Genomic DNA, 11,392 nt, shown 5'->3' on the forward strand with positions numbered 1-11,392 from the left:
AGGCCGGCTGCGCCCATGCCGCCACCGATACACATGGAGACAACACCCCATTTGGCGCCGCGGCGTTTGCCTTCGAGCAGGACGGAGCCGGTGCAGCGTGCGCCGGTCATGCCGAACGGGTGGCCGATCGAGATTGAGCCGACATTGACGTTGAATTTCTCGGGATCGATGCCGAGGCGGTCGCGGCTGTAAAGGCACTGCGACGCAAAGGCTTCGTTGAGCTCCCACAGATCAATATCGTCGACTGTCAGGCCGTGACGCTCGAGCAGGCGCGGGATGGCGAAGACAGGGCCGATGCCCATTTCGTCAGGATCGCAACCTGCAACGTTGAAGCCGGCGAAACGGCCGAGTGGCGCAAGGCCGCGCTTGGCAGCTTCCTTGGCTTCCATGACGACCACGGCTGCGGCACCGTCGGAAAGCTGTGACGCGTTGCCGGCGGTGACATACTTGCCTTCCTTGACGACCATGCCGCCGGAAAAAACAGGCTTGAGTCCAGCGAGCGTTTCATAGGTCGTGCCGGGGCGATTGCACTCATCCTTGTCGCAGACGACGTCCTGGAAGGTTTCTTCGCCGGTTTCCTTGTTGACGAGTTTCATCCGCGTTTTCAGCGGCGAGATTTCCTCGGCCATGTAGCCTTTTTTCTGGAACTCGGCGGTGCGGCGCTGGCTTTCGGCAGCGTAGCGATCCTGATCTTCGCGCGACACGCCGTAGCGGTCGGCGACGATTTTAGCCGTTTCGATCATGCTCATCCAGATCGCAGGCCATTTTTTCATCAGCTCTTCTTCGGTGTAGCGGAACAGGTTCATGTGACCTGAGCGCGACACGAGCGAGAGGCTCTCGACGCCACCACCGACGGTGACAGCTGCGCCTTCATTGATGATCGTGTGCGAGGCATTGGCGATGGCCTGCAGGCCCGACGAGCAGAAACGGTTGATCGTTGCGCCCGATGTGGTGGACGGGCAACCGGCCCAGAGTGCCGCATTGCGGGCGACGTTGTGGCCGGTGGCGCCTTCAGGCTGGGCGGTACCGAGGAACACGTCTTCGACAGCCGCGGCTTCAACGCCGCCGCGCTCGAGCGCACTCTTGATGGCGTGTCCGGCCATCGTGATGCCATGGGTGTCGTTCAGCGATCCCCGGCCGGTCTTGGCCATGCCGGTACGGGCGTAAGATACGATAACAGCTTCACGCATTTGGTATTCCTCCAGAGTTTTTGCAGAGATTTTCGAATGTTGCGGCGCACACTAACGGGCTGGCGCGCGCGGCGCCAGCCTTCCCTTGACGTCAGCGTCAGGAAACCGCAGCGTCAGGCAGGTGTTTTCGCCTTTGGGGCGCTGTCCCGCACGGATTCGTCGACATAGGTCTCGAACTTGGCAAAGTTTGCCACGAACATGTCGGCGAGCTTGGCGGCCTGCCGGTCATAGGCGACCGGGTCGGCCCAGGTCGAACGCGGATCGAGAATTTTGGCGTCGACACCTGGCAGGGCCGTTGGCACCAGGAAGCCAAAGGTTTCATCCTTGCGGAACGTCGCCTTGTTCAGCGAACCGTCGAGGGCGGCATTGAGCAGGGCGCGCGTCGCCTTGATCGGCATGCGATTGCCCTGGCCGTAGGGGCCGCCGGTCCAGCCGGTCGAGACCAGCCAGCAATCGACGTCATACTTGCCGATGAGATCGCGCAACAGGTTACCGTACTCGGACGGATGGCGCGGCATGAACGGTCCGCCAAAGCAGGTGGAGAATGTGGCGGTCGGCTCCGTGACGCCCTTCTCTGTGCCGGCGACCTTGGCGGTATAGCCGGACAGAAAGTGGTACATGGCCTGCGCGGGCGTGAGCTTGGCGATGGGGGGCATCACGCCGAAGGCATCGGCGGTGAGCATGACCAGGTTTTTCGGTTGGCCACAGCGGCCGGATTCCGATGCGTTCGGGATCGCCGAGATCGGATAGGCGCCGCGCGAATTTTCGGCGAGCGTGCCATCGTCGAGATCAAGGTCACGTGTGACCGGATCCATCACGACGTTTTCGAGGACAGTACCCCATTGCTTTGTTGTCGCGTAGATTTCAGGCTCGGCCTCGGGCGAGAGCTTGATCATCTTGGCGTAGCAGCCGCCTTCGAAATTGAAGAGGCCGTTTTCCGACCAGCCATGCTCGTCATCACCGATCAGGATGCGGCTGGCATCGGCCGACAGGGTCGTCTTGCCGGTGCCCGAGAGGCCGAAGAAGATCGCCGCGTCATCTTTCTCGGACGTGTTCACCGAGCAGTGCATCGGCATGACGCCCTTGACCGGCAGGTAATAGTTGAGCGCGGTGAAGACCGATTTCTTGGTCTCGCCAGCATAGGACGTGCCGCCGATCAGGACCATGCGCTTGGCAAAGCTCACGGCGATGACGGTTTCCGAGCGCGTTCCGTGACGCGCGGGATCGGCGCGGAAGCTCGGGCAATTGATGATCGTGAATTCGGATTTGAAATTCGTGTGCTCTGCATCCGTAGGGATACGGAGGAGGTGGCGAATGAATAGCGAGTGCCAGGCGAATTCAGTGACGACCGTGACGGGCAGGCGGTGATCAGGGTCGGCGCCGCCGAAGAGTTCCTGGACGAAGACGTCCTGGCCGGCGAGGTGCGTCGTGAAGTCTGCCAGCAGCGTGTCGAAATGCGCCGGCGTCATCGAGGCATTATTTTCCCACCAGACTGTGTTCTCGGTCGTGGCGTCGCGCACAGTGAACTTGTCCTTGGCTGAGCGGCCCGTGTGCTGTCCGGTCTCAACGACGAGCGCGCCGCCGTTTGCAACGCGGGATTCCCCATTTGTGACAGAGGTTTCATACAGTCGTGGTTCTTTCCAGTTTTTCCGGACCGATTTCGGGCGCACGCCCAATTCAGTAAGAATGGCTACGGTATCGCTCATGGTTTCCTCGGAATTTTGTTCGGCGCTCTGGCGAATTAGATTGAGCCACTAAATGGCACGGACCGGAAATTTGCAACATTCATGCCCAAGACATGGACAGTTTGAAGCAGTGTTAGCGATAACATGTTGAAATCCGGACGGATTTGCCTGCCTTCGTCACTCACCCGATGGCTTGCCACGCAGTCGATCGAGCACGGTATCGCGCCATGTTTCAGGCAAGACATACACAATCCATGCGCCCACCTCATAATGTGCGCGTTTCCAGATATCGACCGGATTCAGGCTGGCTTTTGCGCAGGCCGTGCGCGCCTTCGGGCCGCCATGCGTGACGGATTGGAAGATGATCTTGGCGCGCAGAAGATGCATGCAATTGGAGATGAACACGAGTTGTTCGGCATCGGTCAAACCGGGCTGGCTGGCGAGTGTCTGAAGGCCGGAAATCGTGTCGCGCGACGAGACGTCTGCCGTGATCCGGGCACCATAGCCGGAGCGGCGGATGGCGGTGAGCGCCATATCCTGGCTGCCGACGACACCTTCCTGCGGGCGGTGCCCGCCGACCATCACCAGCTTGTCCACCTTGCCCGCCTCGAGCAGGGCAATGCCCTTGTCTATGCGGGCGTCAGCTTCCTTTGCCGAGTCGGAATAGAAAACGACGCCTGCACCTTGGCTGATCTTTCCGGTCTGATCGACAAAGCGGGTCAGGCCGAAAAAGATGAGTGTTGCAAAGAGGTCCGCAACCAAGAGCCGCACCAACAGGAATCGCAGTTTTTTCATGCGGCTTCTTAGCAGGATTCAGGACGCGGGCGAGGGGACAGGTGTAGTTTTGAGCGTGTCCAGCAGGGCGAGCGTAGGGGTGGTGAGGAGGGTGGGCAGGGCGTCCAGGCTGTACCAGCCGAAACCGCCATGTTTTTCAGGCTCCATCAGGCGGGGTGTGCCCGAAACAACGCGCGCGTAGAAAATCGGCGATACCCAATGGCGTCCATCACCGCCGTCCAGAATTTCCGCTATGCAGGCGAGGTCGTTGACGTCGATCTCAATTCCCAATTCTTCGGCGATCTCGCGCCGGGCCGTTTCGCGCGCCGGCTCGCCGAAATCGATCTTGCCGCCGGGCAGGCCCCACGCACCGGCTTCCGGTTCGGTGAGGCGCTGGATAAGTAGAAGCCGGCCTGCGTCATCGAAAATGGCCGCGCCGCACCCTGCCTCGGGATAGGCTGTCATGCGCGGTCTCCAACCAGCCAGCGGATCACGTCGACATAGTCGAAGGCCAGTGACACGAGCAGGACCGCGACAGCCGCGACAATCCATTTTCCGGCCCAAGTGCTTGCCACCTGCCAACTGGAGCGGCGTGTGAGCAGGTAGACGACGAGCGGCGTCCAGGCGACCACATGGCCGAGGCCGAGAATGCGGCTGTAGCCAAACTGGCTGTAAAGAAACATGATGCCGCCCGCGCCGACCACGAGGCCAAGCAGGGTCCAGCGTGCCTCGACCCGGACGAAGCTGAAGGGGATCGACAGGGCGAGTACGCCGACAAGGACATTGAGCCAGACCTGGATCCATTGCGGCTGGGTGGCGACGTCGGCATTGAATGCGGCGAAGACGTCCATCATGGCGCTAAAGCTCGCCGAACGATTGCAGTGCTGCCCGAGCGACGGGTTCTCCCCATTCCTGAACGAAGTGGCCACCATCGGCGACGATCATCGGTTCCGGGCAGTTGCGGATCGTCTTGCGCAGCTGTTCCATTTGCGGCGGGCCGAGCACAGGGTCCTGCGCGCCGACGGCCATGAAACTGTCACCCGACCAATCATTCGTCCACCAGAGCGCGGCGCGTTTGGAGATGTCGACGCCTTCCATGCCGGGCGCCACCATGACCAGTTCCGGGAAGGTGCGCACGCCCGCCTTGTAAGTCGCGTCCGGGAAGGGGGCGCCATAGGCGGCGGCTTCCGCATCGGACAGGATTGGCGTGCCGCGCTTCATCAGGGCGGCGACGTCCATGTCCGGCTGGTTGCGCACATAGGCTTTCCACTGGTCGAAGCCGGCGCCGGGGGACTGGCCTGTGGCGATGGCCGTGTTCATGACGATCAGGCGCTCGAATGTGTCGGGCATGTCCATCGGGATTGTCAGGCCAAGCAGGCCGCCCCAATCCTGGCAGACGAGCGTGACATTCTTCAGGTCCAGCCGCTTGATCAGTTCGAGCATCATGTTGCGGTGAAAGTTGAATGTGTAGACCGTGTCATCGACGGGTTTGTCAGACCGGCCAAAGCCCAGCCAGTCGGGGGCGATAACCCGGGCGCCGCTGTCGAGAAAGACGGGTATCATCTTGCGGTAGAGGTAAGCCCAGGACGGCTCGCCGTGCAGGCACAGATAAGTGCGGACGGCGTCCTGTGGGCCTTCGTCGACATAGTGGACTCGCAGGCCTTCATAACCGGGCAGGTCGTCGACGTAATGCGGCGCGTAGTCGTAACCGGGCAGGTTGTCGAAACGGGTATCCGGCGTACGTTTTGCGTCGAGGGGCATGGGAAATCCTCTGGTCTGTACTTGCAAGTACCATGCGTTAGGCCGTGGCGAATGCCAACAGGGCGACTTTCTCAAAGACACACTAATGGCGTCGGATGATTATGGTATCATGACACGTGAGTTGGTTCGAGCCGGACCGGAAACACCCTTTGGAGAACACCATGTCATACACGATCAACCGAACCATCACAGCAGCGAGTTTTGACGAGGTTGACCAGCGCACGCGCTCCGCCCTCTTAGGCAAAGGGTTCGGTGTGCTCACCGAGATCGACGTCAAAGGCACGATGAAAAAGAAGCTGGATGTCGACATGCCGCCCTACCGCATCCTGGGTGCCTGCAATCCAAAGATGGCGTATCAGGCCATCGGGATGGAACCGCGCGTCGGGGCGATGCTGCCCTGCAATGTCATCCTGAGGCAGGTGGGCGACGCAGTCGAAGTGAGCGCCATCGACCCGGTTGCCTCCATGCAGGCAATCGACAACATTGAACTTATCCGCGTTGCTGGCGAGGTGCGCGACCTGCTCGCCGAAGCCATCGCAGCGATATAGAAGAGGAGGCCTGGAAGTGGCAAAAGTGATCGGCCTGGGAGGGTTGTTTTTTCTGTGCAAGGACGTCGATGCGACACGCGCCTGGTATACGCGCGTACTCGGCATCGAGATTGACGATTTCGGCAGCAGCAGTTTCAGCCATGCCAGCGCGGCAGGCGTTTTTCCCAAGGCTGCCCAGACCATATGGGCGCCGTTCAAGGGAGAGAGTGACTATTTCAAGCCTTCGAGCAGCGACTTCATGATGAATCTCATGGTCGACGATCTGCCCGGCGTGCTCGAACGGGTGAAGGCCGAAGGCGTGGATCTCGAGGGCGAGCCCATGATCGAAAGCTATGGCCACTTTGCCTGGATCATGGATCCTGATGGCCGGAAAGTGGAGCTCTGGCAGCCGGTTGAACCGGAGGCCTGATACCGGCCCCAAAAAAGCGGCCGCCCCGGTTTCCCGCAGCGGCCCGAGGTGAGGCTCTTCAAGGTGAAGAGAGAGTTAGGTCTTCGCCGCGGCCTTGCAGGCTTCGATATCGTCGGCAGTCAGTTCGGACTTGTCGTTGCGCAGGGCGGTGACGATGCCGACTTCCTTGGCGATCTTCTTGCAGATGCGGACGGAGGCTTTCTTGCGATCGAGTTCGCCGACGCAGGTCGTGCCTTCGCAGGTCCAGACAACGCTCTCGGCGATGACATGCTTGTCGGCAACAGGGGCGGCCGTTTCGAACACGAATGTGCCAGCGAGGGCGGGAGCAGCGAGCGCCAGGGCGGCGGCGCTGATAAGGGCGGAACGTAGCATGGGAGGGTGCCTTTCGTTCGGGGTTTATGATGAGCGTGCAACGCAGTGAAGAAAGGGCAAACACCCCCTTCAGAATAATGATTATCAAACGTTGAATACTTGGTCAAGTGTTCAGAATACAGAATCGGTCGAATTCCCCAAGCGGAAATCTCTTCTCGTCTCGGTTGCCCCTACGACACAAATTGCTCCTGCCCGTGCCTGAGTTAGAGTGGCCGAAAGAACAGAGGCACACGCCCGGGAGAGAGACATCATGGACTTCAATATTCCGCAGGATATCGCCGATTATCTGGTCGTGCTCGACCAGTTCATCGAGGACACGATCAAGCCGCTCGAACAGCAGGATGACAATATCCGCTTCTTCGACCATCGCCGCGAATGGGCGCGCACAGATTTTGAGAATCAGGGCTTGCCGCGCAAGGAATGGGAAGAGCTGCTGGGTAAGGCGAGACGCCTCGCGGACGAAGCAGGCCACTTGCGGTATGGCCTGCCGAAGGAATATGGCGGCCAGAACGGGTCGAACCTGGCCATGGCGATCATCCGCGAACATCTCGCGCGCAAGGGGCTCGGCCTGCACAATGACTTGCAGAACGAGCATTCCATCGTCGGCAACATGCCGCAGATCCTGATGCTGCGCGACTTTGCCCGCGACGACCAGAAGCATCTCGCGACGGCGGCCCTTGAGGGCAAGTTCCGCGCGACGTTCGGCCTGACCGAGCCCAATCACGGCTCTGACGCGACTCATATGGAAACCCGTGCTGTCCGCCACAAGAAAGACGGCAAGGACGGCTGGCTGATTAATGGCGAGAAGATGTGGATCACCGGCATGCACCATGCCACGCACATGATGTGCTTTGTCCGCACCAGCGGCGAGGACGGTGATGCACGCGGCATCACGTGCCTGCTCGTGCCGGCGGACGATCCGGGCATCGAGATTCTCGAATACATGTGGACGTTCAACATGCCGACCGATCACCCGCGCCTGACGATCAAGGATGTCTGGGTGCCCGAGAGCGCCGTGTTCGGCCCGCCCGAAGGTGGTCTCGCGCTGGCCCAGCATTTCGTGCACGAGAACCGCATTCGCCAGGCTGCCAGCTCGGTTGGTGCGGCCCTGTTCTGCATTGACGAGTCGATCGACTATGCGAACACGCGCGCGCCGTTCGGCAAGAAGCTGTCGACCAACCAGGCCATCCAGTTCCCGATCGTGGAACTCTCATCGGAAGCGGAGATGCTCCGGCTGCTGATTTTTAAGACGGCGTGGGAAATGGATCAGATGTCCAAGCCGGAAGTCGCGATCAAGCTGTCGGACAAAGTGTCGATGTGCAACTACCGGGCAAACCGGCTCTGCTGCAACGCCGCCGACCGCGCGATGCAGATCCATGGCGGCATGGGCTATTCCCGCCACAAGCCGTTCGAGCACATTTACCGCCACCACCGCCGCTATCGCATCACCGAGGGTTCAGAAGAGATCCAGATGCGCAAGGTTGCCGGGCACCTTTTCGGCTTCATGGGCGCGCAAAAGCATGGCCAGCCCCGCGGCGAAAAAGACGCCAAGGGCAAGAGCACCGAGCCGACGGATTTTGCGGTTCGGTAGATACCAAATTGCACCCGGCGGGAGGCAAATCCCCGCCGGGCGGCAAAGGGTTAATTTTGCGGTAACTTTCGTGGGGGCAGAGTCGGTGAAAGATTCACCACACTGGAGTTCCCGCCATGTCCCTGCTCGAACGGGTGATCCGTGCGCACCGTTGCACGTCGACACATCACCATATCGCGTTCAATGCGCTTGACCTGATTGGCGCCGATGAGGCCGAGAAGTGGAAGTCGCTGTTCCTGGTGCACCATGAGCACCTGCTGAAGGGGGCCAAGGCGCCGGACACGGCGTTCAAGGATTTCCGCAATCACGTCCTGCACATTTCCGAAGGCGAGTGGGGCGGCGCGCGTGACAAGGCGACCGAATGGTATGCCACGGCTGTCGACCTGCTTTCGCGCAAGAAGTGGAGCGAGGCCGCCTATGCGCTGGGCGTGCTGAGCCATTATTATGCCGATCCGCTGCAGCCCTTCCATACTGGCCAGACCGAGGAAGAAGGCGCCATCCACCGTGCGGTGGAATGGAGCATCGCCAAGTCCAATGACGAGATCACGGCGCGCATCGAGGCTAATGGCTATCCGGAAATCCATGTGCCGAATGGCGTGGGCTTCGTGTCCGACATGGTGCGGGCCGGCGCTGAGCGGTCGCATCCCCACTACCAGACATTCATTGATCACTACGACCTTGATGTTGGCGTAAAGGATCCGCCGGCTGGGCTCGATGAGACCATGCTGGAGATCGTCGCCGACCTTGTCGCCTATGCGACGGCGGGCATGGCGACGCTGATGTCGCGTGCCATCGAAGAGGCGGCCGTGGCGCCGCCCAAGGTAAACCTGACGATACAGGGCTATATCGAGACGCTGGATATTCCGCTTCGCAAACTGTCGCGAAAAATCGCGGATGAGGGCAACAGGCGCCAGGTCGAACGCATGTATGCCGAGTTCCAGAAGACCGGCAAAGTGGTCAAGACGCTGCCGGACGACGACAAGGCGATCCGCAAGCTGCATGCGAAACAGGTGCTGCGTGTGCCGCTGAAGCAGCTCGACGCGCAGGAACTTGCGCCGCTTGGCAGCGCGCGGGTGAAACCTCTAGACGACGGGCCGGTGATCAGGAGCGAAAAGCCGGAACCGAAACCGGAGGCAAAGCCGAAGCCGGCGCCTGTGCCCGAAGTCAAAGCCGCTGTGAAACCCGAACCAAAGCCTGCGCCCAAGCCTGCTCCGGTCAAGGAAGCGCCCAAGCCGGAAGCCGCGCCCGGCGCAGAGGCCGAACCTGAACTGGCACCCGTCGAGTCGATTGGCGGTCACGGCGCCCTGACACGGGAATCGCCGGTCGTTGATGCCCCCTCCGTTGGTCGCAAGACGGCGCGACGTCTTGGAAGGGCCGGGATCATGAATGTCGGCGACCTGCTGGACTGCGACATTGAAGAGACCGTGCACCTGCTGAACGTCCGCCACATTGATGCAGAGGCGCTGACGGACTGGCAGGACCAGTCGCGCCTGATGATGGATGTGCCGGGCCTGCGTGTGCATGATACGCAAATCCTCGTGGGCGCCGGAATACGAACCGCTGCTGACCTTGCCGCGTCCTCGGCCCGGGACGTCTTCCTGTCGGCCATGGACTTCCTGACGACGCCGCAGGGTGACCGGGTGCTGTGGGAAGATGCGGAGTTTGAAGAAGTGGAAGTCGAAGGCTGGATCAGCATGGCGCAGGCGAGCGCCGGCTGATCAGAGCCCGCGAGGTGACAGGCCGGCGGCGCGATAGATCGCGTCGATTGCAGCCATGTTCCCGACGGCATCCCGGCCGCCTGTAAGCGCATGCGTGCATCCCGCCAGCACGTCCAGGACGTGGGCGAGCTGGTGGTCGTACGTGGTCTGGCCGGGGGCGGTAAGGGTGCGGTTGTCGCCGTCGATCGTGGTGGTGATCATGTGCCCGCGATGGGGGTGGATCGGGTTTTTGATCTCGAGCTGGCCCAGTGAGCCCTCGACCCGGATCCAGGCATCAAACTTTGTGTCCGGTGCCATCGTCGTGTGGATCGATCCGGTTTCGCCGCCTGGAAAGCGCAGCTCTGCGGCCATGCTTGTATCGACGCCCGGGCGGTCGCAATGAGCGGTGGCTGAGACGACCTCAGGCTCGGTCCCAACCAGCGTGCGCACCCAGTGGACAGGATAGCAGCCGAGGTCCATCAGCGCGCCGCCGCCCACCTCCAGCGTGTGGCGTAACTCGCCCGGCCTGTAGGGGATCGTCACATCGAAGGCGGCGTCGACCCGGCGGATTGTGCCAAGCCGTCCGCTGCGCACGATATCGAAGACGCGCTGGAAGGCCGGGTGGAAGCGATAATGGAAGGCTTCGATGAGGACGCGTCCCGTGCGCTGCGCAGCGTCGGTCATGCGGGCTGCTTCGATTGCATTCATGGCGAACGGTTTCTCGCAGAGCACGGCCTTGCCGGCTTCGAGCGCGGCGATGGTGAGGTCGGCGTGACGGTGCGGCGGCAGGGCATTGTAGATGAGGTCAATGTCATCACGCGCGATCAGGGTTTCATAGGAATCGGCAATATCCGGAACTGTGTTTTCGGCAGCGTACGCACGGGCGCGCGCTGCGTCGCGCGCGGCGACGGCAACGATCTCACAATCATCGCGCAGCCGGGCCGGGTTTATGAGCGCAGGCGGTGCAATTTTTGATGCGCCGAGGATTCCGATCCTGATCATTGGAAGTGCCTTGTTTTTGTTCAACCTGATTTCGGTCTGTGGACAGTGCGTAAACACAAATCACGCTGCTGTTTACCCCGACCTAACAGCGCTTAACGTTAAATCGCAAATCTGGCTGCTTGCGACGGCGTGCAGTAACGAATCGGAAAGCATGTGGGAGGTTAATGGGGGTTCCGGAGCCATTAATCCTAGGAGTGCCACGCTAATGCTGAATGTTCTCATTGCGCACATCGCTAAAATCAATGGACTCTCGGAACCTACTGCCAAGACGGCGCTGGGGATTGTGTTGAATTCAGCTGAGCGACAGGCTTCATCCTTCGCACCGGCAATGTTCAAGGCCATTCCCGGCGCTCGGGCACTCGC

General features: G+C 61.0%; 12 protein-coding genes. 4 read left to right on the plus strand and 8 right to left on the minus strand.

The window, feature by feature from the left end; translation table 11 throughout:
- The 6 genes from ACESNB_RS04045 to ACESNB_RS04070 form a co-directional block, all read right to left on the minus strand.
- On the minus strand, positions 1–1,190 hold a 1,190-nt coding region (locus tag ACESNB_RS04045), incomplete at its 3' end, for an acetyl-CoA C-acyltransferase (protein ID WP_373004205.1).
- Positions 1,191–1,303: 113 nt separating this feature from the next.
- On the minus strand, positions 1,304–2,896 hold the full coding sequence (locus tag ACESNB_RS04050; protein WP_373004209.1) for a phosphoenolpyruvate carboxykinase: 1,593 nt from the start codon (positions 2,894–2,896) through the stop codon (positions 1,304–1,306).
- Between the two features lie 156 nt (positions 2,897–3,052).
- Positions 3,053–3,670: an ElyC/SanA/YdcF family protein gene (locus tag ACESNB_RS04055; protein WP_373004212.1), complete on the minus strand. Its 618-nt coding sequence runs from the start codon at positions 3,668–3,670 to the stop codon at positions 3,053–3,055.
- A gap of 18 nt (positions 3,671–3,688) precedes the next feature.
- On the minus strand, positions 3,689–4,114 hold the full coding sequence (locus tag ACESNB_RS04060; protein WP_373004214.1) for an NUDIX domain-containing protein: 426 nt from the start codon (positions 4,112–4,114) through the stop codon (positions 3,689–3,691).
- A complete protein-coding gene (locus tag ACESNB_RS04065) occupies positions 4,111–4,503 on the minus strand; it encodes a hypothetical protein (RefSeq protein WP_373004217.1) in 393 nt (130 codons plus the stop codon). Before ACESNB_RS04065 ends, ACESNB_RS04060 begins: the two co-directional genes overlap by 4 nt.
- A 4-nt stretch (positions 4,504–4,507) precedes the next feature.
- Positions 4,508–5,410, minus strand: coding sequence for a haloalkane dehalogenase (locus ACESNB_RS04070; protein WP_373004220.1), 903 nt, complete (start codon positions 5,408–5,410; stop codon positions 4,508–4,510).
- Positions 5,411–5,571: 161 nt separating this feature from the next.
- Between ACESNB_RS04070 and ACESNB_RS04075 the strand changes: the two genes are divergently transcribed.
- Together ACESNB_RS04075 and ACESNB_RS04080 are read left to right on the plus strand one after the other, a co-directional pair.
- The gene (locus tag ACESNB_RS04075) at positions 5,572–5,958 is read left to right on the plus strand and encodes a DUF302 domain-containing protein (RefSeq protein WP_373004223.1); all 387 of its coding nucleotides are present in this window, start codon (positions 5,572–5,574) and stop codon (positions 5,956–5,958) included.
- Between the two features lie 16 nt (positions 5,959–5,974).
- Positions 5,975–6,367, plus strand: coding sequence for a VOC family protein (locus ACESNB_RS04080; RefSeq protein WP_373004226.1), 393 nt, complete (start codon positions 5,975–5,977; stop codon positions 6,365–6,367).
- A gap of 75 nt (positions 6,368–6,442) precedes the next feature.
- Here the strand turns inward: ACESNB_RS04080 and ACESNB_RS04085 are convergent, their stop codons facing one another.
- Positions 6,443–6,739 (minus strand): hypothetical protein, encoded by a 297-nt coding sequence (locus tag ACESNB_RS04085; RefSeq protein ID WP_373004229.1) that lies wholly within the window; start codon positions 6,737–6,739, stop codon positions 6,443–6,445.
- A 250-nt stretch (positions 6,740–6,989) separates the two neighbouring features.
- Here ACESNB_RS04085 and ACESNB_RS04090 point away from each other — a divergent pair, with 250 nt between their 5' ends.
- Positions 6,990–8,330, plus strand: a complete 1,341-nt coding sequence (locus tag ACESNB_RS04090) for an acyl-CoA dehydrogenase family protein (RefSeq protein WP_373004232.1) — start codon at positions 6,990–6,992, stop codon at positions 8,328–8,330.
- A 116-nt stretch (positions 8,331–8,446) separates the two neighbouring features.
- Positions 8,447–10,048 carry a DUF4332 domain-containing protein gene (locus ACESNB_RS04095; RefSeq protein ID WP_373004234.1) on the plus strand — a complete coding sequence of 534 codons (1,602 nt, stop codon included), beginning with the start codon at positions 8,447–8,449 and terminating at the stop codon, positions 10,046–10,048.
- Here the strand turns inward: ACESNB_RS04095 and ACESNB_RS04100 are convergent, their stop codons facing one another.
- Positions 10,049–11,029, minus strand: a complete 981-nt coding sequence (locus ACESNB_RS04100) for a Gfo/Idh/MocA family protein (protein WP_373004237.1) — start codon at positions 11,027–11,029, stop codon at positions 10,049–10,051.
- Between the last annotated feature and the right edge of the window lie 363 nt (positions 11,030–11,392).

This window comes from Hyphomonas sp. (genome assembly GCF_041689225.1).
Classification (GTDB): domain Bacteria; phylum Pseudomonadota; class Alphaproteobacteria; order Caulobacterales; family Hyphomonadaceae; genus Hyphomonas.

Coding starts and splice junctions, on each gene's coding strand:
- ACESNB_RS04050 (WP_373004209.1), bottom strand. CDS start 2,896: ATGAGCGATACCGTAGCCATTCTTACTGAATTGGGCGTGCGCCCGAAA.
- ACESNB_RS04055 (WP_373004212.1), bottom strand. CDS start 3,670: ATGAAAAAACTGCGATTCCTGTTGGTGCGGCTCTTGGTTGCGGACCTC.
- ACESNB_RS04060 (WP_373004214.1), bottom strand. CDS start 4,114: ATGACAGCCTATCCCGAGGCAGGGTGCGGCGCGGCCATTTTCGATGAC.
- ACESNB_RS04065 (WP_373004217.1), bottom strand. CDS start 4,503: ATGATGGACGTCTTCGCCGCATTCAATGCCGACGTCGCCACCCAGCCG.
- ACESNB_RS04070 (WP_373004220.1), bottom strand. CDS start 5,410: ATGCCCCTCGACGCAAAACGTACGCCGGATACCCGTTTCGACAACCTG.
- ACESNB_RS04075 (WP_373004223.1), top strand. CDS start 5,572: ATGTCATACACGATCAACCGAACCATCACAGCAGCGAGTTTTGACGAG.
- ACESNB_RS04085 (WP_373004229.1), bottom strand. CDS start 6,739: ATGCTACGTTCCGCCCTTATCAGCGCCGCCGCCCTGGCGCTCGCTGCT.
- ACESNB_RS04090 (WP_373004232.1), top strand. CDS start 6,990: ATGGACTTCAATATTCCGCAGGATATCGCCGATTATCTGGTCGTGCTC.
- ACESNB_RS04095 (WP_373004234.1), top strand. CDS start 8,447: ATGTCCCTGCTCGAACGGGTGATCCGTGCGCACCGTTGCACGTCGACA.
- ACESNB_RS04100 (WP_373004237.1), bottom strand. CDS start 11,029: ATGATCAGGATCGGAATCCTCGGCGCATCAAAAATTGCACCGCCTGCG.